Source organism: Ruegeria discodermiae, assembly GCF_030758345.1.
Lineage (GTDB): Bacteria > Pseudomonadota > Alphaproteobacteria > Rhodobacterales > Rhodobacteraceae > Ruegeria_C.
On record NZ_JAVAMO010000001.1, the window covers coordinates 1,352,362 to 1,376,088 of the forward strand.

A 23,727-nucleotide genomic window follows, 5' to 3' on the forward strand; every position below is an offset into this window, starting at 1 on the left:
GCTCTTCAACCCAGAGGATCAAGATGCCGAAACGTTTCCGCCTGACCCGCCGCTTCCCCGTCGCCATGACCGAGGACGGCTATCGCAGATTGAAAAGATTTGCCGCCGAGGCCGGGCTGGATGAAGGCGAGGCACTGTCGTTCCTCTTCGAGAATTTCAACAGCGTCATCAATGACGAAAACCTGACCCATAGACTGCGTCTGTTCAATGCGGAACTGGAGGACCGCAAACGATGAAAGGTGCACCGACATGAGCCATGACGCACATTTGGTCGGCGTTGCTTCCGCCTCCGGCGGCCGTATTTGGAACGAGAAGAAATACCGGGTGCAGGTCTACCCCGCCATCCGGGGACTGATCTCGCTAGGCGGCACTCAGCCCGGATGGCGGGGCTTCTCCTCGTACGGTCATCGGCTCGGCAGCCTGTACCGCAAACCAAGTAAACCCCGATTAACGTTAATGGCTGGTTACGAAAGAAAGCGCGCCCTGCATCTTCTTCTCGTTTCAAATACGGAAATTCCGACATCAGCCACATTCGCCAAGGGAGGGATGGGGACATGACCATCAAACTGCACTGCTTCGGAGAAAGCGGGAATTCATACAAGGCGGCGCTGGCGCTGGAGCTTTCGGGGCTGGATTGGGAGCCGGTTTTTGTCGACTTTTTCAACGGCCAGACCAGAACCCGCGAATACCGCGCCGAGGTCAACGAGATGGGCGAGGCCCCGGTTCTGATCGATGGCGATTTCCGCACCAGCCAGTCCGGCGCCATACAGGCCTATATCAGCGAGAAATCAGGCGAGTTCGGCGGCAAGACCGAAGCCGAGACATATGACATCCTGCGCTGGGTGCTGTGGGACAATCACAAGCTCAGCTCAATGGCGGGCCTGACCCGGTTCCTGATGAACTTCCTGCCCGAAGACAGCCGCCCCGCCGAGGTGATCGCGTTCAACCAGGGTCGGCTCAAGGCCGCTTACGCGACGCTGAACGCCCATCTGGAAAATCGCGACTGGATCGTTGGCAACGGGCTTACCAATGCCGATATCAGCTGCTGCGGCTATCTCTATTACCCGGAACCTTTCGGGTTTGATCGGGCTGACTGGCCCCATATCGACGCCTGGCTCACGCGCCTCAGCGAGACGCCGGGCTGGAAACACCCCTATGATCTTATGCCCGGCAATCCGTCGGACCGAGCTTGAGGAGAGCAACATGACCGAAGCATACATCTACGATGCGCAGCGGACCCCCAGGGGGAAGGGACGCAAGGATGGCAGCCTGCATGAGGTGACATCCGTGCGCCTGAGCGCTGAGACGCTGAATGCCGTGAAAGAACGCAACGGCCTCGAGGGGCACGCCGTCGAGGACGTGATCTGGGGCAATGTAACTCAGGTGATGGAGCAGGGCGGCTGCCTGGCACGGACTGCGGTGCTGGCCTCTGATCTTGATGAGTCGATCCCGGGTCTTGCCATCAACCGCTTCTGCGCCAGCGGCATGGAGGCGGTCAATCTGGCCGCCAACCAGGTCAAGGGTGGTGCAGGCGATGCTTATATCGCTGGTGGTGTCGAAATGATGGGCCGGGTCGCCATGGGCAGCGACGGCGCGGCCATCGCCGTTGATCCCTCGATCGCCATGAACACCTATTTCGTCCCGCAGGGCATTTCGGCGGACCTGATTGCCACCGAATATGGGTTCACCCGTGATCAGGCCGATGCGCTGGCCATGGAATCCCAGCGTCGCGCCGCACAGGCCTGGGAAGAAAAACGCTTCTCGAAATCGGTGATCACGGTCAAAGACCAGAACGGCCTGCCTATTCTGGATCACGACGAATACATGCGCCCCGGCACCGACATGCAGTCGCTCGGTGGCCTGAACCCCGCCTTCCAGATGATGGGTGAACAGATGCCCGGCTTCGACAAGGTCGCGCTGATGAAATACCCCCATCTTGAGCGCGTCAACCACATCCACCATGCGGGCAACAGCTCTGGCATCGTGGATGGGGCGGCGGCCGTTCTGATCGGAAACAAGGAATTTGGCGAGAAATACGGCCTGAAGCCGCGCGCCCGGATCAAGGGCACCGCCAAGATCGGCACCGAACCCACGATGATGCTGACCGGCCCGGTTCCAGTGACCCAGAAAATCCTGGCCGATAACGGTATGGAGATCGGCGATATCGATCTGTTCGAGGTGAACGAAGCCTTCGCCAGCGTTGTCCTGCGCTTCCAGCAGGCATTTGATGTCGATCCCGAACTGGTCAACGTCAATGGCGGCTCGATCGCGATGGGTCACCCGCTGGGTGCAACCGGTGCGATCATCATCGGCACCCTTCTGGACGAGATGGAACGCTCGGACAAGGAAACCGGTTTGGCCACGCTTTGCATCGCGTCGGGCATGGGTGCGGCAACGATCATCGAGCGTGTCTGATGCCCAAGCTGGACCTCAAACAGATCGAGTGGGTGACTGGTTCCGGCTATCCCGGCAAGCTGGCGCGCAACGGTGACGGTCGCAGCAGCCAGCAGCTGGGCGATGCCGGCGGGCTCACCCAATTCGGGGCCAATCTGGTTCGGCTGGAGCCCGGCGCGGCGTCCTCCCTGCGCCATTACCATATGGAACAGGACGAGTTTGTGATGGTGACCGAAGGGGTCTGCACACTAATCGACGACTTGGGCGAACATGCCATGCTGCCCGGCGATTGCGCCACCTTCCCCGCAGGAGATGCCAACGGGCATCACCTTGTAAACGCCTCAGATGCCCCTGCCGCCTTTCTGGTGGTGGGCACCCGAACCCCGACAGAAACCGGCTATTACAGCGATATCGACATGATGGTGAAGTTTGACCAGAACGGCTTCACCTTCACCCGCAAAGATGGCAGCCCCCTGACGGCTGACCAGATCGGAGATGAGACATGACCGATTTTAGATACGACGTGGACGCAGACGGCGTCGCCATGATCACCTGGGACGCCGTGGGCAAAAGCATGAATGTGCTGACCCGCGAAGCCTTTGGACTGGTCGAGGGCTATATTGATCAGGCCCTGGCCGACGACGCGGTAAAGGGCATCGTGATCACCAGCGCCAAGAAAGACTTTGCCGGTGGCATGGACCTCAACACGCTGGCCACCATTCGCGAAGAAGCGGGCGATGAACCGGCAAAGGCACTGTTTGACTTCACCATGAACGGCCACCGCGTCCTGCGCAAACTGGAGCGCGCGGGAATGGAGCCCAAGACAAACAAGGGCGGCAAGCCCGTGGCCTGCGCCATCAACGGCACCTGCGCCGGTATCGGCACCGAAATCGCGCTGGCCTGTCACCACCGTGTGATGACAGACAATCCAAAATCCAAGATCGGTCTGCCCGAAATTATGGTCGGTATCTTTCCAGGCGGTGGCGGTACGATCCGGTATTCACGCATGGTTGGTGCGATGGCCGCCGCGCCGGTTCTGCTGGAAGGCAAGATGCTGGACCCGGCCAAGGCCAAGGGAGCTAAGCTGGTCGATGACGTCTCTGCCGATCCGGTTGCCGCAGCCCGTGACTGGGTGCTGAACGCCACAAATGCGGATATCATCAAACCCTGGGACGCCAAGGGCTACAAGATGCCAGGCGGTGCGCCCTATAATCCTGCCGGTTTCCCGACCTTTGTCGGTGCCTCCGCCATGGTCAACGGCAAGACCCAAGGCGCCTTCCCGGCCGCCAAGGCGCTGCTCTCTGCGATCTATGAGGGCGCATTGGTCGATTTCGACACCGCGCTCAGGATCGAGGCACGCTGGTTCACCAATGTGCTGATGAACCCTTCCTCCTCTGCGATGATCCGCAGCCTGTTCCTGAACAAGCAGGCGCTGGAAAAAGGCGCGGTGCGTCCCCAGGGGATCGAGGACCAGTCGGTCAAGAAACTGGGCGTTCTGGGCGCGGGCATGATGGGGGCTGGCATCGCGCTGGTCTCGGCGCAGGCGGGCATCGAGGTGATCCTGATCGACCGCGATCAGGAGGCCGCCGACAAGGGCAAGGCCTATACCGAAAGCTATCTCGACAAAGGGATCAAGCGCGGCAAAGTCACGGCAGACAAGAAAGAGGCGATGCTGTCGCTGATCATGGCAACGCCCGATCTGGTCGCGCTCGAGGGCTGCGATTTGATTATCGAGGCCGTGTTCGAAGACCCTGCGGTCAAGGCCGAGATGACCAAGAAGGTCGAGGCGGTGATCCCCGAAGACTGCATCTTTGCCTCCAACACGTCGACCCTGCCGATCACCGATCTGGCCCAGGCCTCGTCGCGCCAGGAGCAATTCATCGGCATCCACTTCTTCTCGCCTGTTGAAAAGATGCTGCTGGTTGAGATCATCAAAGGCAAGGAAACCGGCGACCGCGCAGTGGCCAAGGCGCTGGACTATGTGCGCCAGATCCGCAAAACGCCGATCGTGGTCAATGATGCGCGCTTCTTCTATGCCAACCGCTGCATCATTCCTTACATCAATGAAGGTCTGCGCATGATCACCGAGGGCGTCTCGCCTGCCCTGATCGACAACGCTGCGCGGCAGCTGGGCTTCCCGGTTGGCCCGATCCAGCTGAATGACGAGACCTCGATTGATCTGGGCGCAAAGATCGCGCGTGCGACCAAGGCGGCGATGGGGAATGCCTATCCCGCGAGCCCGGCGGATGACCTAATCTTCTGGCTAGAGGAAGAAGGCCGTCTGGGCCGGAAGGCAAATGCCGGCTTCTTCGACTATGACGAAAAGGGTAAACGCACCGGCTACTGGCCGGGTCTGCAGGACAAATACCCGCTGGCCGAAGATCAGCCCGACCTGATAGAGGTGCAGGAACGCCTGATGTTCGCACAGGTTCTGGAAGCGGTGCGCGCGCTGGAAGAGAATGTTCTGATGGACATTCGCGAAGGGGACGTGGGCGCAGTTCTGGCCTGGGGCTTTGCGCCCTGGTCCGGCGGCCCGCTCAGTTGGCTCGACATCATCGGCACGCCATATGCCGCCGAACGGTGCGACCAGCTTGTCGCCACCTATGGCGACCGTTTCGCTTGCCCGCAGCTACTGCGCGACATGGCTGCCAAAGGCCAAAGCTTCTACGAGCGGTTCGACCCCGAAGCAAAAGCGGCCTGATCTGGATCAGCTCTGAAAAGAAAACCGGCGCCCCGTAATTGGGCGCCGGTTTTTTTGTCTGGAGACCGAGGGGGGTGGAGCTCCAAACATCCCGTAAGGACACGAACCTAGGCAGAGAGCGCCGGGAAAGCGCCCTGCGAGGTGCCGGGGAATGGTGCCACAAGCCCGCCCTCGTCATGACCTCCGCCCAGCAACCGCGCTGCCACGTTGCGCGCGCTAGCGCCGCTCAGCACAGGATAAAGCGGGTTCTGCGCGCCGGTATCGAACAAGGGTTGTTGCGGATGCGGGCAATAGACCAGCAGATCGCCTTCCAGATAAATCGCCTCATCCCCGTCAAAGGCGAGCGTCGTGACCTGCAGCAGCGGGCCGGGTTCGACAGGTTCGATGCCGCGCAGGCCCAGCAGCGCATTTGCCGGAACAACCGCGTAAGGATCGCCCATGGCATCGCAAACCTCATCGCTTTCAATGATCACGCCCTGTTCGGGCATCAGAAAGGTCTCGTGATCGTTGAACAGCGCCCCGGCGGGCACGCGAACCAGTCGTTGATCGTCTGGCAGGATTCCTTCGGGCGGTGCAAAGACGTCCCGCTGAATGTCGGTGACAGCCTGCATCCGGTGATCGAATGTCAGAACCCTGTCGCCCAATGTCAGTGACTCGACCGGGCACCAGCCGCGATGGGTCGCCACCGATGGTCCGCTCAGCAGACCGGAGCGGCCGGTTATCAGAAACCCGCCCAACGCCGCAGAGGCATCACCGGACGCCAGCACTGCAGCGTCGTCTCTCATGTTCCATCCGATCACGTGCCCGTCCTTCCCTGTGGCAGCAGCAAAGCCTGACTGGCCGGAATGTTGACCGTGGGGAAGGAGCGCCGATTCGCGCGCCTTATTCATGCCCAAAGAAGGGCAAAATTGTGGCATTGATCGGGCAGAATTGGACAATAGCACAACCAAAGAGTGATTGAGCCACAACCAGAAACAACAGAATGTGGGACTCACTCAAAATGATAGTTCAACCTGCGGATGTCGTCGGCGCAAGCATCGGCAATCGCATCGACCATGGGCGGTGTATAATAGCCCCGATAGTCCGCCTGCCGTTCTGATCGGTTGACATGCGGCACCTCCAGCACGAACCCAAGATGCAGCCAAAGCGCTGCCGCATCTGTTTCGAAATGCTCTATACGAATAAGGTGATCGCTGCGTTCGACACCGGCGGCGTCGCGCATATAACTACCATAAGGGTTGCTGCGAAAGCTGGCCAGCGTATCGGGATGCAGCAGGAAGGCCTCAAAGCCCAGCCGTTTCGACAAACTGACCGCCGGATGGTCAAAACTCTGCTCTCGCAACCAGTGGTAGTAGCTAACCGCGCGATCCCAGGGGTTGCGTACCAATGTGAAAATAAAAAGGCGATCCAGCTCGGCACTGCTGACCAACCCATCGATATCGCGCAGCTTTGAATGCTTCCAAAGCCGCCCGCGCGCGGGCAGCGATTTCAGCCGGTGACGGCGGCGGCGGGCCTTGGGGGTGTCGCCGATCAGGATGTCATCCTTCATCGCCCGCGCCTCCAGCGCCAGCGCCAGCGAGGTGCCCCCGGTCTTGGGGATGTGAACAAAGATATAGGAGCGGCCGCGCGAGATGATCATGGGGCCACGCTAACCGCATGCGTCGCCGGGCAAAACCTCTAACCGGATCGGAGCGCGATGGTGATCCCAGCGCAGGCGATCAGGGCGATCCCGAGGATCTGCGGCGCGTTCAGCGACTGACCAAAAGCGACCCAGGCAAAGAGCGGCCCGAAGATCATGATCGAATATTCAAAGACCGAGAGATAAGACGGCTCCGCCAGCTGATAAGCCTTGGTCAGCATATAGACCGCGACTACCGATCCCACGGCCTGCAACAGCACAAACGGGATCGCCGGTGTCATCGGCCAGACCCAGCCACGGGCGACGAACCCCTCGGGGCCCGGCGCGGCCTCCAGCGGAAACAGGGATAATCCCAAAAGGGCGATGCCCCCGAAAAGCCCAAGCGTGCCAATCGCCGCACCGAGCAGAACAACCGTACTTTCCTCAGCACAAAGGCTGCGCGTGACAATCACGCTCAACGCATAGAAGAAACCACCGCAAAGCGGGATCAGCATGCGATAATCGAAAGCGTTGGGATCGGGCTGCAGCACCAGCAGAATACCGACAAACCCGAGCAGGACCGCGCCGATCCGCCACGGACCAACCGGCTTGCGCAGGGCAAGGGCTGTGATCAAAAGAACGAAGATCGGCGAACTGAAAAGCCCCGCCAGCGCCTGCGCGATGGGCATGAAGCCCAGCGCCGCGAAGTAAAACATCATGGCGGTGGCCAGCAGAGCGGCGCGCAGCAGAACCGCCCAGTATCGCAGCGGACGCAGCCCGCCCAGCCCCAGCAGCGACAGACCCGCGATTAGCGGCAGTGCCACCAGCGTGCGCGTCACATGGAACTGCCAGAGCCCGATAAACTCTGCCAGAACGACGATATAATTGTCGATCACCCCAATAATGGCCATCGCTGCGATCATCAGCATAGCCGCGCTCAGCAGCGATCCCTGCGATGTTGGTTGCATGTTCCGTCCCGCGCCCTATCCGATCCGGCCCATGCTGCGGCGCAAGCGCGGGCTTTGGCAATCCCGATTTCGAACCGGTTTGCGGCCGCAAGGCGTTTGCGGGGTGGGCGGGGCACATGCTAGGCTGCGCCAAAAGACCAACGAGCAGTTTCAGCGCAAATGACCGCCCTTTCGCAATATGACCGGATCGAGGCCACCGGGCTCTGGCGCCCGCATCCCGACGAGCAACGCCGCGAGGTTGTTGTCTCGATCGGTGAGGCGACGCTGACGATCTCGGATTTCAACGATCAGGCGATCACCCACTGGTCGCTAGCCGCGCTGGAGCGTCAGAACCCCGGTGCCTTCCCCGCCATCTTTCACCCGGACGGAGACCCGGATGAAACGCTGGAACTGGCCGACTCCGAAACCACGATGATCGAGGCGATCGAGCGGCTGCAAAACGCCATCGCACGGGCGCGCCCGCATCCCGGCCGCCTGCGTTGGCTTAGCGTGACGGGCGTGATCGCGGCGGTTGCCGCGCTCCTGGTGTTCTGGCTGCCCGGTGCCTTGCAGCGGCATGTGACATCCGTGGTGCCCGACATCAAACGCGCCGAGATCGGGCGCGCCATTCTGGGCCGCATCGAACGCGCCGCCGGTCGCGCCTGTTCCTCGACCGATGCCAACGCAGCGCTTGATGCGTTGGCGCGGCGCACCGGCGTTGACCGGCTTGTGGTGCTGCCCGGTGGCATCGCCGACACGCTGCACCTGCCCGGCGGTATTATTGCGATCAACAAGACCCTGATCGAGGATCACGAGGACCCCGCCGTTGCCGCCGGATATATTCTGGTAGAGCGCGCGCGCGCCAAAGCAATGGACCCGCTGGCCGAGCTTTTGGAGAGCGCAGGTCCCCTTGCCGCGTTCCGCTTGCTGACTACCGGTGATCTGACCCGCGACAGCCTGGATCACTATGCCGAGCAAGTGCTGTCCTCGCCCCGCACCGAGTTGCCGGATGATGTCATGCTGTCGGTCTTTGGTCAGGCCGCGGTGCCCTCGGCACCTTACGCCTATGCCCGCGACATCACCGGAGAAAGCGTTCTGGGCCTGATCGAGGCGGACCCGATGGCCGGTCGCACTCTGGAACCGGTGCTGCCGGACAGTTCCTGGGTACGGCTGCAGAATATCTGCGGCAACTGATCCGCTACTTGATCAGACGCGCCTTGCGGAACCCGGCCTTGCGCGCCGTAACCAGCGCAGATTTTGCGGCAGCCTCGCTCTCAAACGGACCGGCCAAGACCAATGTCTGATCGCCCCCGCGCGTCACGCCATAGCGCGTCGGCAGGCCGGCCGCCTGCACCTGACCCGTGGCAGTGCTCGCTGCTGCCTGGCTCTCATGCGAGGAAATCCGCAGATAAAAGGCAGGCTTTGGCACGCCCGCAGCAGGGTCCGACCGGGTCGAGACGCGCAATACGCCCTTTTCATCCGGCGTCGCGGCCAGCAGATTGTCAGTGTCGGGCAAATCATAGACGGGCTGGTCGGTCGGCAGTTCCACCAGTTTGCGCGGCACGGTGCGCTGCCAGATCCGGTCACTCTGCGCGTCGCCCGCAGGTGTGCGCACGCCGCGCCGGGGGTTTAGGCGGTCATCCCCACGCTCCACATAGCGATAGCCGCGCGGCACCTTGTAGGTCTGGCGCGTCACCGCAACCGCCGGGGCGATGGTGATCTCGGCGCGATGGGTGTTCAGCCGGTCGTCATCCCAGACGCGGCGATAGCCGCGCGGCACATACTGACCCGTGGTGTTGCGCCGGTTGTCATACACATGCCGGGGCACGATCCGTGTCCCCGGTTTCAGCGTGATCGTCTGGGCCGCCGCGCCTTGTGGCTGGGTCGGGGTCTGCGCCAAGGCGTCCCCGCCACCGATCAGGGCTGCGGCAAGGGCGGATACGATTGTTCCCGGTAACTTCATGACGACCTCGCAAGATTTTGAAAATCATGGCCTATCGGACGCAGCGAGTAAAGGATGCAACCGTTAGAATGCCCGCTACTTGGTGCCAAACATCCGGTCGCCCGCATCCCCCAAACCCGGCATGATATAGCCTTTGGAGTTCAACTCACGATCCAGCGACGCGGTGACGATGGGCACATCCGGATGCGCCTCTTTCATCCGCGCCACGCCTTCGGGGGCCGCCAGCAGGCAGAGGAACCGGATATCGGTGGCGCCCGCCTGTTTCAGCAGGTCAACCGCCGCGGCAGAGCTGTTGCCGGTGGCGAGCATCGGATCGACCGCAATCACCATCCGGTCCCTCAGCCCCTCGGGCACCTTGAAGTAATATTGCACCGGCTTGAGCGTTTCCTCGTCGCGGTAAAGCCCGACAAAGCCTACCCGCGCCGAGGGGATCAGTTCCAGAACGCCGTCCAGCATGCCGTTGCCCGCCCGCAGGATCGACACCAGCGCCAGCTTCTTGCCCGCAAGAATCGGCGCGTCCATCTCTTCCATCGGGGTCTCGATATGCCGGGTGGTCAGCGGCAATTCACGCGTGACCTCATAAGCCAGCAACTCGGTGATCTCGCGCAGCAATTGCCGGAACGTAGCGGTCGAGGTGCCCTTGTCCCGCATCAGCGTCAGCTTGTGCTGCACTAGCGGGTGATCAACGACGGTCAGATGTTCGCTCATGATGTCTCCAGTCTTTTTGCAACGCGCGCGCGTGTGTCCTCGTCGCAGAAGGCGGCCTGCAACGCAGTCTTGTTGATCTCTGCGAAATCGGCCTCTTCCCAGCCAAAGGCCGCGTTCAGCATCTCATATTCGCGCGCCATGGTGGTGTGAAAAAACGGCGGGTCATCGGTCGAGACCGTAACCTTGACGCCAGCTTCGCGCAGGCGCTGGATCGGATGCGCCGCGATCTCGGGATAGAGCCCCAAAACCACGTTCGAGCCCGGGCAGACCTCCAGCACGATCTCGCGGTCGGCCAGTTCCTTCACCAGTTCCGGGTCTTCGATGGCCCGCACACCATGGCCCAGCCGTTCCACGCCCAAGTCGCGTACTGCGTCGCGCACGCTGTCCGGTCCGCCGAACTCGCCCGCATGGGTGGTCAGGCGCAGCCCGGCCTCGCGGGCGCAGTCAAAGCTCCAGGCAAAATCGCCCTGTTTGCCCATCCCCTCATTGCCGCCCATACCAAAGCCAACGATCCGGTCCCCTGCGGTTTCAGCCGCGCAGAGCGCCGAGTCTCGCGCCAGATCGGGGCCGCGATGGCGAATGCAGGTCACCACCGAGCGCATGGTGATGCCCAATTTGCGCTCGGCCTCGTCGCCGGCCTCGTGGATCGCATGCACATATTCGCACCACGCCGTCAGATCGCCGCCGCCGCAGAAATCCGGGCTGACAAAGGTCTCGGTATAGACAACACCATTTGCCGCGCTCTCCTCCAGGATGGCCAGGGTGAGGCGGCGGAAATCCTCGGGCGTCTGCAGTACCTCGCATGCGGCGTCATAAACCGACAGGAAATGCGCGAAATCGCGGAATTCATAGGTGCCGTCGGCGCGGAAAATCCGGCTCAGGTCGATCTTTTTCTCATGCGCCAGTTGGCGAATGAAGGCGGGCGGCGCAGCCCCTTCGTGATGCAGGTGCAATTCAACCTTTGGCAAGGCGGCGACGCTCACGAGCACACTCCTTATCATTCTCATCGCGCCGGGGCGCGCGTGGTCTCTGCGTGATCGGCGCTACCTATCACTTGTTTGCGCCCATGCAAGCGGTTCAGGCCCGGATGACCTCGTGAATTAACTCCGGCGCCTCGACCGGGTCCGGCGACAATGTGATCGCCGCGCGAACCGACTGTTCCGCCCGCCGCGCCGCATCCTCGCGCGCGGCATGGATCACCGCCAATGGCGCGCCCTTCTCGACCCGCTCGCCCAGCCGCACCACCGAGGACAGCCCGACCGAGGGATCAACCAGATCGCTTTCCACCTGACGCCCGCCGCCCAGCGCCACCACCGTAAGGCCCAGCGCCTCGCCATCGATGGCGCTGACATGGCCGGTCTCGCGCGCAGTCACCTCCTGGATCACATGCGCCTCGGGCAGGAACCGCGCCCAGTTCTCGACAAATCTCACCGGGCCACCCACGGCGGCAAGCATGCGCCCGAAACGCTCTGCCGCGCGGCCATCCGCGATGATGGCCGACAGGCGGTCGGCACCCTGCTGCGCATCCTCGGCAATCCCGGCGTCGGCCAGCACCACACCGCCAAGCTCCGCCGAAAGCTGCGACAGTGGGGTCTCCTCACCGCAGGTCAGCGCCTGCATGACCTCATCCACCTCAAGCGCATTGCCCAGCGCGCGCGCCAGTGGCTGGTTCATGTCCGAGATCACCGCTGAGGTCCGGCACCCGGCGGCATTGGCCGTTTCCGTCAGTGCCTGCGCCAGCGTCCGCGCCTCCTCCAGCGTTTTCATGAACGCGCCCGAACCCAGCTTGACATCCAGCACCAGCGCGTCCGGACTGGCCGCCAGTTTCTTCGACAGGATCGAGGCGGTGATCAGATCGAGGCTTTCCACCGTCGCCGTCACATCCCGGATCGCATAGAGCCGCTTATCCGCCGGGGCGATCTGCGCCGTCGCACCGACAATCGCAGCACCTGTGTCGCGCACGATCTGGGCCAGCCGCTCCTGCCCCACCTGCGTGGTGACGCCGGGGATGGCCTCCATCTTGTCCAGCGTACCGCCGGTATGACCCAGCCCGCGCCCCGAGATCATCGGTACATACACACCGCATTCGGCCAGCGCCGGGGCCAGAACCAGCGAGACACAATCGCCCACGCCACCGGTCGAATGCTTGTCGACCACAGGCCCCGGCAGATCCCAAAGCAGCACATCGCCGCTATCGCGTTTGGCCACGGTCAGCGCCGCGCGCCCCTCAGGCCCCAGGCCGCCCATGCAGACGGCCATGGCAAAGGCCCCGGCCTGCGCGTCGCTGACACTGCCATCGGCCAGGCCTTGCGCAAACCAGGCCAGTTCCGCCGCATCAGGCACATCGCGGCGGCGCAGTTTTGCGATGATCGCCCGCGCATCCATCGGCTCAGTCATCCTGCATATGTTCCGCACCAAACGCGCCGGGCAGCAACTCGCCAATGGTCGTGGTCTGTTCCACGCCACCAGTAGTTGCCATGGTCAGGACCACATCCGGCGCACCAAATTCCGACAGCTTCTGCCGACACCCGCCACAAGGCGGCACCGGCGCCGGGCTGCCCGCCACCACATAGACCTCGGTCAGCCGGGTCTCACCCGCCGCCACCATGGCCGCTATTGCCCCCGCCTCCGCGCAGGTGCCTTCGGGATAAGCGATATTCTCGACATTGCAGCCCGCGTAAATCACGCCCGAGGCCGACCGGATCGCGGCGCCCACCTTGAAGTTCGAATAAGGCGCATGGGCGTTTTCGCGAACGGCAAGGGCACTCTCTTTCAAACTCATGGCGATTCCCCGGTTTTTGATCATCTGGTCAGGATGGAATATCGCAAAGCAAACCAAACGGCGAGAGTGGCGCTAAGCAAGCTCGGTATTGAACGCACCCGGCAACGCCACCTCCAACAGTTCCACATCCTCGCTTGGATCACTCAACCGCGTCTTCATCGCCGGCGGGATCACAAAGGCATCGCCCTGCTCCAGCCGGTAGGGTTCACGCCCCTCGCCCTCCAACGTCACCGTGCCGCCCATCACGAATGTAAAGTGAATGTCGGTGTCATGGCTGGCCCAGACCGGATCGCCCTGCCCCTTGCGCACCACTTGAACGCCCGCCACACCCTTGGTGTTTTCGGCAATCGTGGTGTCGCGGCAGATATAACCCGGCAGGCGGAACGGGAGCCACGCGCCCTCCGCGCCCTTGTTGAACACGAACCGCTGCCCCTGCCATTCGCGATCGGGGCGCAGATGCGGGGTGGGCAGTTCCATCTCGTGATCGATCTCGGTCACATGTTCGGCCGGCACCCCGATCTCGATCACCTGCACATTATCTGAGGCCTCCAGCACCCGATGGCGGATTTCGGGCGGCTGGATAAAACAATCCCCGGCATAAAGCCGCATCTTCGGCCCCTGATCCTCATACACCACGTCGACCCAGCCATGGATGCAGAAGATCAGCTGAAAACCCACCTTGTGGAAATGCACCATATCCGGCACCGGCCCGCCATCGGGGATGCGGATATGGCTGGCGATGATCGACCCGCCCAACCGGTCCGGCACCAGATCGCGGTAATGCATCCCCGCCCGCCCGATGATCCACGGGGCCCGATCCTTGAGGCGGCGCACCACAAAGGAATGCACTGTCTCGGGCATCACCATGGGCGGGTTACGCTCCTCAATCTCGATCCTTGTGCCGTTGGGCGCCATCAGGGTGCGCGCGCCGTCCGCAAACCCGTTAGGGTCATCGGTGAGGATGCGGATCGTGCCGGGGGCCTCGGAAGCCTCCTTGTCCACGCGCAGCCGCAGCCCGTGGCCCGAGAACACCGCAACGCGGGGATCGTCAGCGGGATAGATCATGTCCATCCGCATCCCCAACACCTTAGTGAAAAAGGGAATATCGTCGCGCAACTCCTGCGTCGGCAGGCGCATTTCGGCAATCGTGTCTGACATCGTGCTCGATCCTCCGGCGCGGAGAGTGGCGCTGTCCCGCCGCTTTTGCAAGAAGCCGCCCGCGCCCGCTGTTGACGAAACCAGCCATTTCCCTCACGTAAAGGATAGTTTAAGGCTAAACTAAATTCAGTCGGGAGTTGAGGAATGTCGGACAGTCAGAAACTGCGCCAAACGGCGCTGGATTATCACGAGTTTCCCAAGCCCGGCAAACTTGAGATTCGCCCGACCAAACCCATGGCCAATGGCCGCGACCTGTCGCTGGCCTATTCGCCGGGCGTTGCCGAAGCCTGCCTCGAAATCAAGACCAACGCCGAAGATGCGGCGCGCTATACCGCGCGCGGCAATCTGGTGGCGGTGGTGTCGAACGGCTCGGCAGTGCTGGGGCTGGGCAATATCGGCGCGCTGGCCTCGAAACCGGTGATGGAGGGCAAGGCCGTCCTGTTCAAGAAGTTCGCCAATATTGACTGTTTCGACATCGAGGTGGATCAGTCCGACCCCGAAAAGCTGGCCGATATCGTCTGCGCGCTGGAGCCCACATTTGGCGCGATCAACCTCGAAGACATCAAGGCACCGGACTGTTTCATCGTCGAACAGCTCTGCCGCGAGCGCATGGGCATCCCGGTCTTCCATGACGACCAGCACGGCACCGCCATCGTCGTGGGGGCCGCCGCCAAGAATGCGCTGCATGTAGCGGGCAAGAGTTTTGAGGATATCAAGATCGTCTCAACCGGGGGCGGTGCGGCGGGCATCGCCTGCCTAAACATGCTGCTGAAGCTGGGCGTGAAACGCGAGAATGTCTGGCTCTGTGATATTCACGGGCTGGTCTATGAGGGCCGGACCGAGGATATGAACCCGCATAAGGCCGCCTATGCGCAAGCCAGCGATCTTCGCACGCTGGACGAGGTGATCGACGGTGCCGATCTGTTCCTTGGCCTCTCCGGTCCCAACGTGCTGAAGCCCGAGATGGTCGCCAAAATGGCCGATCGCCCGATCATCTTCGCGCTGGCCAATCCAACACCGGAAATCCTGCCCCAGGCCGCACGCGAGGTTGCACCGGATGCCATCATCGCGACGGGGCGCAGCGATTTTCCCAATCAGGTCAATAACGTGCTGTGTTTTCCGTTCATCTTCCGGGGCGCGCTGGATGTGGGCGCAACCGAGATCAACGATGCGATGCAACTGGCCTGTATCGACGGGATCGCCGAGCTGGCCCGCGCCACCACCAGCGCCGAAGCCGCCGCCGCCTATCGGGGCGAGCAGTTGACCTTTGGGCCCGACTACCTGATCCCGAAACCGTTTGATCCGCGGCTGGTTGGCGTCGTCTCCTCCTCCGTGGCCAAGGCAGCGATGGAAAGCGGTGTCGCGAAACGGCCCATCGAAGATCTTGAGGCTTATAAGCAGAAACTGAACCAGTCGGTTTTCAAATCCGCCCTTCTGATGCGCCCGATCTTTGATGCCGCACGGATCGCCTCGCGCCGGATCGTGTTTGCCGAGGGCGAGGATGAACGCGTGCTGCGCGCCGCACAGGCCATTCTTGAGGAAACCACGGAAACCCCGATTCTCATCGGCCGCCCCGAAGTGATCGAGGCCCGCTGCGAACGGCTTGGCCTCGACATCCGGCCCAGCCGCGACTTTCAGATTGTGAACCCGGAAAACGACCCGCGCTATTACGATTACTGGAATTCCTATCACGAGCTGATGATGCGGCGCGGCGTGTCGCCCGATATCGCCAAGGCGGTGATGCGCACCAACACCACCGCCATCGGCGCGATCATGGTGCATCGCGGTGAGGCGGATTCGCTGATCTGCGGCACGTTCGGCGAGTATCGCTGGCATCTGAACTACGTGAACCAGGTGCTGGGACGCGGCGGTCACTATGCCCATGGCGCGCTGTCACTGATGATCCTTGAGGAAGGCCCCCTCTTCATCGCGGACACCCATGTCTATCAGTTACCCAATCCCGAACAGCTGGCCGAAATCGCCATCGGCGCGGCGCGCCATGTCAAACGCTTCGGGATCGAGCCGCAGATCGCGCTCTGTTCGCAATCGCAATTCGGCAATCAGCGCGAAGGCTCCGGCAAGCGTCTGCGCGAGGCGCTTGGCATTCTCGACAGCAAGGCCCGGGATTTTGTCTATGAGGGCGAAATGAACGTAGATACAGCGTTGAACCCGACGCTGCGCCAGCGCATCTTCCCGCATAGCCGGTTGGAGGGCGCGGCCAATATCCTGATCTTCGCCCATGCGGATGCGGCGAGCGGCGTGCGCAATATCCTCAAGGCCCGCGCCGGCGGGCTTGAGGTCGGCCCGATCCTGATGGGCATGGGCAACCGCGCCCATATCGTCTCGCCCTCGATCACCGCGCGCGGGCTGCTGAACATGTCGGCAATTGCCGGAACGCCGGTGACTCATTACGGTTAACCCGTCTGAGTTCAACGGGAGGTGCGTTCAGATGAAGGGATATTGCCATTGCGGCGACGTGCGCTGGGAAAGTGACGGGGCCGTCGCCTGGAGTTGTTACTGTCATTGCGCCGATTGCCGCCGCAATTGCGCGGCACCGGTGACGGCATTCTTCGGCGTTCCACATGACAGCGTGCGCTGGAGCGGGGCAGAGCCGCGCATCTATCGCTCCTCGGAACCAGTGGAACGCCTGTTCTGCGGGACCTGCGGCACGCCGATGGCCTTTCGCCACGCAGAGGATCGCGACAACCTGCATCTTTATATCGCAACGCTAGATAACCCCGAGGACATCGCACCTCAAACGCATGTCTTTCACGGCGAGCACATCAAGTGGCTGCAGATCGATGACCGCTTGCCAAAATATGCAAGTATCCCAGGCTAGGGTGGGCGAATCTAGTAGCGATACCCTTTGCACATCACGCAGTGTGGTTTGCAAAGTGCCGAAATCAGCAAACACGATCCGCTAATAACAAGGGGGTTTGCAGAGTTTAGCAGAGCTTTAGGGGTCTGAATTGCAAATTTTTGCGATAATCTGACGCAACGGAACTTAAATTCCTTGCCCAGCCCGATGCGCGCTCACTAACACCTGTCCCAGACGAATGGAGGAGAGAGGCACATGGGCTATCAGGACGTATATGACAGTTGGAAAAATGACCCCGAAACGTTCTGGCTTGAGGCGGCCACGGGGATCGACTGGGTCACGCCGCCGACCAAAGCGCTCTTTGACGAAAACGCGCCGCTTTATGAGTGGTTCTCGGACGCCAAGGTGAACACCTGCTGGAACGCGGTGGACCGACATGTGGAGGCCGGGCGCGGCGAGCAGATCGCCATCATCCATGACAGCCCGATCACCCACAGCAAGCGGCAGATTTCTTATGTAGAGTTGCGCAACCGCGTGGCCTCGCTGGCCGGTGCGCTACGAGCCAAGGGCATCGAAAAAGGTGACCGGGTGATCATCTACATGCCGATGATCCCCGAAGCGCTGGAGGCAATGCTGGCCTGCGCGCGGCTTGGCGCGGTGCATTCGGTGGTTTTTGGCGGCTTTGCCAGCAACGAATTGGCCGTTCGGATCGACGATGCCAAACCCAAGGCGATCATCGCCGCCTCTTGTGGTTTGGAACCCAACCGTGCTGTTCACTACAAGCCGCTGCTCGACGGGGCCATCGACCTTGCCGAGCACAAGCCAGAGTTTTGCGTCATCTTCCAGCGTGAACAGGAAGTCGCCCAACTGATCGAGGGGCGCGATGTCAACTGGCACGGGTTCCAATACGGGGTTGAACCGGCTGAATGCGTGCCGGTGAATGGTAATGATCCGGCCTATATCCTTTATACGTCCGGCACCACCGGCGCGCCCAAGGGCGTGGTGCGGCCCACTGCGGGTCATCTGGTGGCGCTGAACTGGACCATGAAGAACATCTACAATGTCGAGCCCGGCGATGTGTTCTGGGCCGCCTCGGATGTGGGCTGGGTCGTGGGCCATTCCTATATCTGTTACGCGCCGCTGATACACGGCAACACCACCATCGTGTTCGAGGGCAAGCCGGTCGGCACGCCTGATGCAGGCACCTTCTGGCGGGTGATTTCTGAGCATAACGTCAAGAGCTTCTTCACCGCCCCCACTGCCATCCGCGCGGTCAAGCGTGAAGATCCCAATGGCGAGATGATCCGCCAATACGATCTGTCCTGCCTCAAGGCGCTCTACCTGGCGGGCGAGCGCGCTGACCCGGATACGATCGAATGGGCAGAGCGGGCGCTGAAAGTGCCGGTGATTGACCATTGGTGGCAGACCGAGACCGGCTGGGCTATCGCGGGCAACCCGCTGGGGATCGAGGAACTGCCAGTAAAACTGGGCTCTCCGGCCAAACCGATGCCGGGCTATGACGTGCATATCCTGGATGAGGGCGGCCACCCGGTGAAAGCCGGTGAATTGGGCGCGATTGCGATCAAGCTACCCCTGCCCCCGGGCACCCTGCCGGGGCTATGGAATGCCGAGGATCGGTTCCGCAAATCCTATCTTCAGCAATTCCCCGGATATTATGAGACAGGCGATGCGGGGATGATGGATGAGGATGGCTATCTCTACATCATGGCGCGCACCGATGACGTGATCAACGTGGCGGGCCACCGCCTGTCGACGGGCGGGATGGAGGAGGTTCTGGCCGCCCACCCGGACGTGGCCGAATGCGCGGTGATTGGTGTCTCGGACCAGCTCAAGGGCCAAATGCCCGTGGGGTTCCTCTGCCTCAACGCCGGGGCGGCGCGTGACCCATCCGAGGTCACCGGAGAAGTGGTGCAGATGGTCCGCGACAAGATCGGGCCAGTGGCCGCTTTCAAACTGGCGGTCGTGGTGGACAGGCTGCCCAAGACCCGCTCGGGCAAGATTCTGCGCGGCACCATGGTGTCGATTGCCGATGGTAAGGACTACAAGATGCCTGCCACCATCGATGACCCCGCCATTCTGGGTGAGATCGAAACGGCACTCCGCAGCATCGGCTACGCGCAGTGAGAAAGGGGCGCCATCTGGCGCCCCGCTTTGTTTTTACGCAAACCCGATACCGTCCGGTTTCAGCCCCGCAAGGCGGATGATCGACGCCAGGCTCCAGGACGGATCGTCGATCTTGTCGCACTCTTCCAGCAGCGGATCGTCATCCGGCGTCCAGCAGGGCGCGACATTGATCCACGAACAGGGATCGCCCTTGAGCAGCCCGGCAAAGACCGCCGCGACGATGATCGAGCCCACCGCGCCCAGCGAATTGCCACCTTCCAGATCGGCCTCGCGCAGGATGTAATACCAAAGCGAATCGGGCTCGCTCTCACACAGCTCAATCGGGTCGACGCAGAATTTGCGCGCCACATCCGTCCCGGCAGGTAGCCCCATCTGGATGCTCCGCTTGAGATTGCGGAAGGCGAGAATGTTCAGCTCATCCCCGACCGGCCCTTCATGCAGGAAGGACAGCGCATTGCTGAGCTTGGCGTCGATCTTGCGCGCCATCTGCGGGAAGGGTGGTCGCGATGTCGTCATCGGCAGAAACCAGTCCCACTGGATCGAATTGCGCGCCAGCATTGGACGGAAACCCTTCAGATCATCCGGATCCGGCGCGCCGGAATTGTCGAAGATCGGAACAAACGCACCGAATCCACGCGCCGGGAAATTGGTCTGATAGGCATTACGCACCATCGAATGGCCAAAGCGATAAGCTGCGACCGAGAACTCCACCGGCATATAAGGCTGATGCTTCCAGCTATAGATATCATCCAGCCCGCAAACCCAGCGCTTGCGCCCCCCGCAGGCCTTTTCGAGCGACAGCGCACAGTAATGCGTGTCGGGCAACAGGATGCGGCGCAGGAAGTCATGCCAGACGATATGCTGATAGAGCCAGCGCAGCGTGGTGCGTGCTGCCTCAAACGCGTCCGACGTACTGATCCCCGGCGTAACGGCGCGGGCCCGATCGACCAGTCTGTTATGGGCCAGCAGGAACGCCAGTTGCAACTGGCTGACGATCGAGTTCTCATCATTGCGCATGTCGCCGATCACGGCAGTCCCGTTCAGGCGCGGCAGGTCCGGCAGCGCGGCATCGTCAGACACCGCGCCAATGGCCAGCTTGGCCTTGTCCGCAGGGTCATAAAGATAGGGCTGATCCGCCGGTCCGCGCCCATAGACATTGTCCAGATCCAACCGCGGCGTGCGGAAATTCAGCAGCCCGTTGGGATCGGTGCGGCGCATCGACAGGGCCGTGGGATCGAATGTGATATCATGATCGACGAACTGGCCGAAGTAAGTATAACCGGCCGGGATATCCGATCCGAACTGATCCTCCAGATCGTCGACCGTCTTGGGGTCGGTCAATTCTCCGGGCGTCTTTCCCGGCACCTCAACCATCAGATTGTTGGCGACCTGTTTCAGTTCTGCATCTTCCATGCCCGCCCAGGCTGGAAGATCAGGGCACATACGACCAAACGGGCCGTGGTAGAATTTTGAACGGGGGGCAAGAATGTCGAAATGTCTTGAGCCATGGGCCATGGTCAAATCCTCTTTAAAGTAAGCTAATAGTTAAAATGTGTATTTATATGCGCATTAATTCGCTCATTGAGTGTGCTAAATGCCGCTCGCAACCACAACATGCCGATGCCGCTGGACAAAAGTTCGGCGAGTTTCCGCCAAGCAAGGTGGGTGCCCCGCGCGCCGGGTTTCGCTTGAACTTGCGCCGTGCCCGGCTAGGCTGCCGCGCAGGAGGACGGGCATGAACACCAGCATCTGGCAGCTGACCGCACGCGAAACGGTCGAAAAGACCCGCTCAGGCGATCTGAGCGTTGAGGACACGGTCGCCGCAAGCCTTGACCGGATGGAGGCGGTGAACGCCGCGCTGAACGCCGTGGTCGATAGTTGCGCCGAAGACGCCCGCACGCGCGCGCGCGCGCTCGACAAGGCGCGCGCGGCGGGCAACCCGCTTGGCCCGCTGCACGGGGTGCCGGTGACCATCAAGATCAATGTGGATCAGAAAGGCTATGCGACCTCCAACGGCATACCCGCGCTCAAGGATCTGATCGCACCTGATGACGCGCCAGTGGTGCGTAACCTGCAACAGGCGGGCGCGGTGATCATCGGGCGCACCAATACGCCCGAGTTTTCCTTTCGCGCCGACACCGACAACCCCCTATTCGGGCGCACCCACAATCCATGGGGAGACCATGTCTCGGCGGGCGGTTCCTCGGGCGGTGCGGGGGCTGCGGTGATGGCCGGGATCGGCGCGCTGGCCCATGGCAACGATATCGGCGGCTCGTTGCGCTTCCCCGCCGCCGCCAACGGGGCGGTAACGGTCAAGCCGGGGATCGGGCGTGTGCCCGCCTGGAACCCGAGCCAAAGTGCGGAGCGCGGCATGCTGGCGCAATCCATGTCGGTGCAAGGCCTGTTTGCCCGCGCGGCTGAGGACCTGCACCTGTCCATGCCATCCTTGATCGCCGCCGACCCGCGCGATCCGTTCCATGTGCCCATGCCCTGGCGGCTGGACCCGCCCGAGACCCCGCTCCGCGTGGCCTTCACCCGCGAAACCTACGGCTATGATCTGCACCCTGAGGTCGAGGCCGCCTTGCTAACTGCCCGCGATGCACTGATCGATGCCGGGTATCAGGTCGAAGAGGTCGAAACGCCGGATGTCTTCGCCTCGGGGCGGGCGGGCTATCGCGCGTTGATGGGCGAGGTCTATTCGATGATGAAGGCGGATGTTGATCGCATTGGCTCACAACAGATCCGCGATATCTTTGCGGTCTATTTTCAGGAATTCCCGCCCTATCTGGGTCAGGACCTTCTTGAGATGATGGCAAAGCGCAGCTTTTTCGCCCGCGAATGGACCACGTTCCAGCAGCGCTACCCGCTGGCCCTGACCCCGTTCCTGCCGCAACCCTTCTTCCGCCCCGACCGCGATACCGAAGGCGCAGAAGGCGTGCATGAGGTGCTCGGCAGCGCGCTCTGGTCCTATTCGATGAACTTCATGGGCCTGCCTGCGGCCAGCGTCCCGGCCCGCCTGTCGGAACTGCCCGCCGGAGTGCAGCCGATCAACGTGCAGATCGTCGCCCCGCGCTGGCGCGAAGATCTGGCAGTGGGTGCGGCATTGTGCATAGAAAAGCGGGTCGGACGCATGTGTTCCCATCTTTGGCAACGCATGGCCCGACCCGGTCTTAGCCCCCACTTATAATATCAAAGCCCCCCAGCCTTAATACGTGCCGTGTGGCGTCCCCCCGGACACACCATTAAATTCACGGCTTTGTGGCGGGCCCCGGATGAAACCACTCAAACTCCATCCGGGACCACTTCACTTCAAACCGCCGACTTTTGACGAACACAGGTGCTACCCCCCGGCTTTCCCTGCGCCCACTCATGCAAAACAATGCATACTCGTTAGCGAACGCGTCCCCGAATTGCCACTCACTCAATTTGTCGGGACCATGTCGTCGGCAAGATCAAAACTAGCTGATTCTTGCCGACCGGGCTGTGACCTGCTTCACAGAGCTTTCAAAAAGTTGAAAATTCTCTTCATCGGACCCGTATCAGGTGAATTGTTCCGAGATCAGCCGCTCCTCCAGACCATGGCCAGGGTCGAACAGAATCCGGTGCGCGACTGAGGCGTCGGAGCGGATTTCGACCCAGTCGATATCGGTGATTGAAATCGAATCCGCATCTGCCATGACCGGGCGCTTTTCCGGGTCCTGCACGTCAAAGCGCACCATTGCCGTCTTGGGCAGCAGCGCTCCGCGCCAACGCCGGGGGCGGAACGCGGCAATCGCCGTCAGGGCCAGCACATCTGCCCCGATGGGCAGGATCGGCCCATGGGCGGAGTAGTTGTAGGCCGTCGATCCGGCTGGTGTCGCCACCAGCGCGCCATCACAGACCAGTTCCGCCAGCCGCACCCGGCCATCGATGGTGATCTTTAGCCGCGCCGCCTGTGGCCCGGCCCTGAGCAGCGAGACCTCGTTGATGGCCAGCGCCTCATGGGTGTTGCCGTGCTGATCCCTTGCCCGCATCGTCAGCGGATTGATGATCTCTTCCTCGGCCTCGGCCAGCCGATCCAGCAGGTCGCTTTCGCTATATTCGTTCATGAGAAAGCCGATCGTGCCGCGATTCATGCCATAGACCGGCGTGTTCAGATGCTGCGTGCCATGCAGCGTGCGCAGCATGAACCCGTCGCCACCCAGCGCCACAACGATCTCGGCCTCTCGCGGAGCCACATCACCGTAGCGGCCGATCAGGGCGGCGCGTGCGGTCTGCGCCACAGGCGCATCGCTCGCCAGAAAGGCGATTCTCTTTGTCATGTCACTGGGTTTCCGGTGCTGCGCATATGGTTCCGAAACAAACATACCTTTCCACATTAGGCCAGACTTGACGCCCCCAACGGTGGAATAGTCGCTTTACAGCCTTTCTCACTGGGCCGGTTTCCGATAGGAAATCCGCCAAATCACATCCCAACCAGTCGGAGCGACCATGAACGTCAGCCTACGTGATAC

Annotated in this window: 22 protein-coding genes; 11 read left to right on the top strand and 11 right to left on the bottom strand. The window is 61.8% G+C overall.

The genetic code is table 11. From position 1 onward, the window contains the following. Positions 1-23 precede the first annotated feature (23 nt). The 6 genes from Q5Y75_RS06925 to Q5Y75_RS06950 are packed head-to-tail and all read left to right on the top strand — an operon-like array spanning position 24 to position 5,095. Positions 24-236 carry a hypothetical protein gene (locus Q5Y75_RS06925; RefSeq protein WP_249710030.1) on the top strand — a complete coding sequence of 71 codons (213 nt, stop codon included), beginning with the start codon at positions 24-26 and terminating at the stop codon, positions 234-236. 13 nt (positions 237-249) lie between these two features. After that, positions 250-558 carry a hypothetical protein gene (locus tag Q5Y75_RS06930; RefSeq protein ID WP_306195613.1) on the top strand — a complete coding sequence of 103 codons (309 nt, stop codon included), beginning with the start codon at positions 250-252 and terminating at the stop codon, positions 556-558. Then, positions 555-1,193 (top strand): glutathione S-transferase family protein, encoded by a 639-nt coding sequence (locus Q5Y75_RS06935; protein WP_306195615.1) that lies wholly within the window; start codon positions 555-557, stop codon positions 1,191-1,193. The genes Q5Y75_RS06930 and Q5Y75_RS06935 overlap by 4 nt, the downstream gene beginning before the upstream one ends. A 10-nt stretch (positions 1,194-1,203) precedes the next feature. Further along, positions 1,204-2,415: an acetyl-CoA C-acetyltransferase gene (locus Q5Y75_RS06940; RefSeq protein ID WP_306195617.1), complete on the top strand. Its 1,212-nt coding sequence runs from the start codon at positions 1,204-1,206 to the stop codon at positions 2,413-2,415. Next, positions 2,415-2,900 carry a cupin domain-containing protein gene (locus Q5Y75_RS06945; protein ID WP_306195619.1) on the top strand — a complete coding sequence of 162 codons (486 nt, stop codon included), beginning with the start codon at positions 2,415-2,417 and terminating at the stop codon, positions 2,898-2,900. The genes Q5Y75_RS06940 and Q5Y75_RS06945 overlap by 1 nt, the downstream gene beginning before the upstream one ends. Continuing rightward, positions 2,897-5,095, top strand: coding sequence for a 3-hydroxyacyl-CoA dehydrogenase NAD-binding domain-containing protein (locus Q5Y75_RS06950; protein ID WP_306195621.1), 2,199 nt, complete (start codon positions 2,897-2,899; stop codon positions 5,093-5,095). Before Q5Y75_RS06945 ends, Q5Y75_RS06950 begins: the two co-directional genes overlap by 4 nt. 107 nt (positions 5,096-5,202) lie before the next feature. Here the strand turns inward: Q5Y75_RS06950 and Q5Y75_RS06955 are convergent, their stop codons facing one another. The 3 genes from Q5Y75_RS06955 to Q5Y75_RS06965 all read right to left on the bottom strand — a co-directional run bounded on the left by Q5Y75_RS06955 (position 5,203) and on the right by Q5Y75_RS06965 (position 7,681). Beyond that, on the bottom strand, positions 5,203-5,880 hold the full coding sequence (locus Q5Y75_RS06955; RefSeq protein WP_306195623.1) for a Hint domain-containing protein: 678 nt from the start codon (positions 5,878-5,880) through the stop codon (positions 5,203-5,205). Between the two features lie 206 nt (positions 5,881-6,086). Continuing rightward, positions 6,087-6,734 (bottom strand): sulfotransferase family 2 domain-containing protein, encoded by a 648-nt coding sequence (locus tag Q5Y75_RS06960; RefSeq protein WP_306195625.1) that lies wholly within the window; start codon positions 6,732-6,734, stop codon positions 6,087-6,089. Between the two features lie 38 nt (positions 6,735-6,772). Further along, a complete protein-coding gene (locus tag Q5Y75_RS06965) occupies positions 6,773-7,681 on the bottom strand; it encodes a DMT family transporter (protein WP_306195627.1) in 909 nt (302 codons plus the stop codon). 159 nt (positions 7,682-7,840) lie between these two features. On the opposite strand from Q5Y75_RS06965, the gene Q5Y75_RS06970 reads away from it, so the two are divergent. Next, on the top strand, positions 7,841-8,854 hold the full coding sequence (locus tag Q5Y75_RS06970) for a PI-PLC domain-containing protein (protein WP_306195629.1): 1,014 nt from the start codon (positions 7,841-7,843) through the stop codon (positions 8,852-8,854). A gap of 4 nt (positions 8,855-8,858) precedes the next feature. On the opposite strand, the gene Q5Y75_RS06975 is transcribed toward Q5Y75_RS06970, so the two are convergent. The 6 genes from Q5Y75_RS06975 to Q5Y75_RS07000 form a co-directional block, all read right to left on the bottom strand. Next, a complete protein-coding gene (locus Q5Y75_RS06975; RefSeq protein WP_306195631.1) occupies positions 8,859-9,623 on the bottom strand; it encodes an SPOR domain-containing protein in 765 nt (254 codons plus the stop codon). 75 nt (positions 9,624-9,698) lie between these two features. Continuing rightward, positions 9,699-10,331, bottom strand: a complete 633-nt coding sequence (gene upp / locus Q5Y75_RS06980; protein ID WP_306195633.1) for a uracil phosphoribosyltransferase — start codon at positions 10,329-10,331, stop codon at positions 9,699-9,701. Beyond that, positions 10,328-11,314 carry an adenosine deaminase gene (locus Q5Y75_RS06985; RefSeq protein ID WP_306195635.1) on the bottom strand — a complete coding sequence of 329 codons (987 nt, stop codon included), beginning with the start codon at positions 11,312-11,314 and terminating at the stop codon, positions 10,328-10,330. The genes upp and Q5Y75_RS06985 overlap by 4 nt, the downstream gene beginning before the upstream one ends. A 94-nt stretch (positions 11,315-11,408) precedes the next feature. Continuing rightward, positions 11,409-12,716 (bottom strand): thymidine phosphorylase, encoded by a 1,308-nt coding sequence (locus tag Q5Y75_RS06990; RefSeq protein ID WP_306195726.1) that lies wholly within the window; start codon positions 12,714-12,716, stop codon positions 11,409-11,411. A gap of 4 nt (positions 12,717-12,720) precedes the next feature. Beyond that, positions 12,721-13,137, bottom strand: a complete 417-nt coding sequence (locus Q5Y75_RS06995) for a cytidine deaminase (RefSeq protein WP_371933228.1) — start codon at positions 13,135-13,137, stop codon at positions 12,721-12,723. Positions 13,138-13,185: 48 nt separating this feature from the next. Then, complete coding sequence (locus Q5Y75_RS07000; RefSeq protein ID WP_306195638.1) at positions 13,186-14,271, bottom strand: cupin domain-containing protein; 1,086 nt, start codon at positions 14,269-14,271, stop codon at positions 13,186-13,188. 144 nt (positions 14,272-14,415) lie between these two features. Between Q5Y75_RS07000 and Q5Y75_RS07005 the strand changes: the two genes are divergently transcribed. The 3 genes from Q5Y75_RS07005 to prpE all read left to right on the top strand — a co-directional run bounded on the left by Q5Y75_RS07005 (position 14,416) and on the right by prpE (position 19,234). After that, a complete protein-coding gene (locus Q5Y75_RS07005; protein ID WP_306195640.1) occupies positions 14,416-16,689 on the top strand; it encodes an NADP-dependent malic enzyme in 2,274 nt (757 codons plus the stop codon). Between the two features lie 31 nt (positions 16,690-16,720). Further along, positions 16,721-17,110: a GFA family protein gene (locus tag Q5Y75_RS07010; protein WP_306195642.1), complete on the top strand. Its 390-nt coding sequence runs from the start codon at positions 16,721-16,723 to the stop codon at positions 17,108-17,110. A 234-nt stretch (positions 17,111-17,344) separates the two neighbouring features. Next, positions 17,345-19,234, top strand: a complete 1,890-nt coding sequence (gene prpE, locus Q5Y75_RS07015) for a propionate-CoA ligase PrpE (RefSeq protein WP_306195644.1) — start codon at positions 17,345-17,347, stop codon at positions 19,232-19,234. Between the two features lie 33 nt (positions 19,235-19,267). Here the strand turns inward: prpE and Q5Y75_RS07020 are convergent, their stop codons facing one another. Then, positions 19,268-20,749 (bottom strand): peroxidase family protein, encoded by a 1,482-nt coding sequence (locus Q5Y75_RS07020; RefSeq protein WP_306195646.1) that lies wholly within the window; start codon positions 20,747-20,749, stop codon positions 19,268-19,270. 220 nt (positions 20,750-20,969) lie between these two features. On the opposite strand from Q5Y75_RS07020, the gene Q5Y75_RS07025 reads away from it, so the two are divergent. After that, positions 20,970-22,421, top strand: a complete 1,452-nt coding sequence (locus tag Q5Y75_RS07025; protein ID WP_306195648.1) for an amidase family protein — start codon at positions 20,970-20,972, stop codon at positions 22,419-22,421. A gap of 352 nt (positions 22,422-22,773) precedes the next feature. Here the strand turns inward: Q5Y75_RS07025 and Q5Y75_RS07030 are convergent, their stop codons facing one another. Beyond that, positions 22,774-23,535: an NAD kinase gene (locus tag Q5Y75_RS07030; protein WP_306195649.1), complete on the bottom strand. Its 762-nt coding sequence runs from the start codon at positions 23,533-23,535 to the stop codon at positions 22,774-22,776. Between the last annotated feature and the right edge of the window lie 192 nt (positions 23,536-23,727).

Excerpts from the sequence above, each read along its gene's own strand:
- Q5Y75_RS06925 (WP_249710030.1), top strand. The coding sequence starts at position 24 with ATGCCGAAACGTTTCCGCCTGACCCGCCGCTTCCCCGTCGCCATGACC.
- Q5Y75_RS06930 (WP_306195613.1), top strand. The coding sequence starts at position 250 with ATGAGCCATGACGCACATTTGGTCGGCGTTGCTTCCGCCTCCGGCGGC.
- Q5Y75_RS06935 (WP_306195615.1), top strand. The coding sequence starts at position 555 with ATGACCATCAAACTGCACTGCTTCGGAGAAAGCGGGAATTCATACAAG.
- Q5Y75_RS06940 (WP_306195617.1), top strand. The coding sequence starts at position 1,204 with ATGACCGAAGCATACATCTACGATGCGCAGCGGACCCCCAGGGGGAAG.
- Q5Y75_RS06945 (WP_306195619.1), top strand. The coding sequence starts at position 2,415 with ATGCCCAAGCTGGACCTCAAACAGATCGAGTGGGTGACTGGTTCCGGC.
- Q5Y75_RS06950 (WP_306195621.1), top strand. The coding sequence starts at position 2,897 with ATGACCGATTTTAGATACGACGTGGACGCAGACGGCGTCGCCATGATC.
- Q5Y75_RS06955 (WP_306195623.1), bottom strand. The coding sequence starts at position 5,880 with ATGAGAGACGACGCTGCAGTGCTGGCGTCCGGTGATGCCTCTGCGGCG.
- Q5Y75_RS06960 (WP_306195625.1), bottom strand. The coding sequence starts at position 6,734 with ATGATCATCTCGCGCGGCCGCTCCTATATCTTTGTTCACATCCCCAAG.
- Q5Y75_RS06965 (WP_306195627.1), bottom strand. The coding sequence starts at position 7,681 with ATGCAACCAACATCGCAGGGATCGCTGCTGAGCGCGGCTATGCTGATG.
- Q5Y75_RS06970 (WP_306195629.1), top strand. The coding sequence starts at position 7,841 with ATGACCGCCCTTTCGCAATATGACCGGATCGAGGCCACCGGGCTCTGG.
- Q5Y75_RS06975 (WP_306195631.1), bottom strand. The coding sequence starts at position 9,623 with ATGAAGTTACCGGGAACAATCGTATCCGCCCTTGCCGCAGCCCTGATC.
- upp (WP_306195633.1), bottom strand. The coding sequence starts at position 10,331 with ATGAGCGAACATCTGACCGTCGTTGATCACCCGCTAGTGCAGCACAAG.
- Q5Y75_RS06990 (WP_306195726.1), bottom strand. The coding sequence starts at position 12,716 with ATGGATGCGCGGGCGATCATCGCAAAACTGCGCCGCCGCGATGTGCCT.
- Q5Y75_RS06995 (WP_371933228.1), bottom strand. The coding sequence starts at position 13,137 with ATGATCAAAAACCGGGGAATCGCCATGAGTTTGAAAGAGAGTGCCCTT.
- Q5Y75_RS07000 (WP_306195638.1), bottom strand. The coding sequence starts at position 14,271 with ATGTCAGACACGATTGCCGAAATGCGCCTGCCGACGCAGGAGTTGCGC.
- Q5Y75_RS07005 (WP_306195640.1), top strand. The coding sequence starts at position 14,416 with ATGTCGGACAGTCAGAAACTGCGCCAAACGGCGCTGGATTATCACGAG.
- Q5Y75_RS07010 (WP_306195642.1), top strand. The coding sequence starts at position 16,721 with ATGAAGGGATATTGCCATTGCGGCGACGTGCGCTGGGAAAGTGACGGG.
- prpE (WP_306195644.1), top strand. The coding sequence starts at position 17,345 with ATGGGCTATCAGGACGTATATGACAGTTGGAAAAATGACCCCGAAACG.
- Q5Y75_RS07020 (WP_306195646.1), bottom strand. The coding sequence starts at position 20,749 with ATGGCCCATGGCTCAAGACATTTCGACATTCTTGCCCCCCGTTCAAAA.
- Q5Y75_RS07025 (WP_306195648.1), top strand. The coding sequence starts at position 20,970 with ATGAACACCAGCATCTGGCAGCTGACCGCACGCGAAACGGTCGAAAAG.
- Q5Y75_RS07030 (WP_306195649.1), bottom strand. The coding sequence starts at position 23,535 with ATGACAAAGAGAATCGCCTTTCTGGCGAGCGATGCGCCTGTGGCGCAG.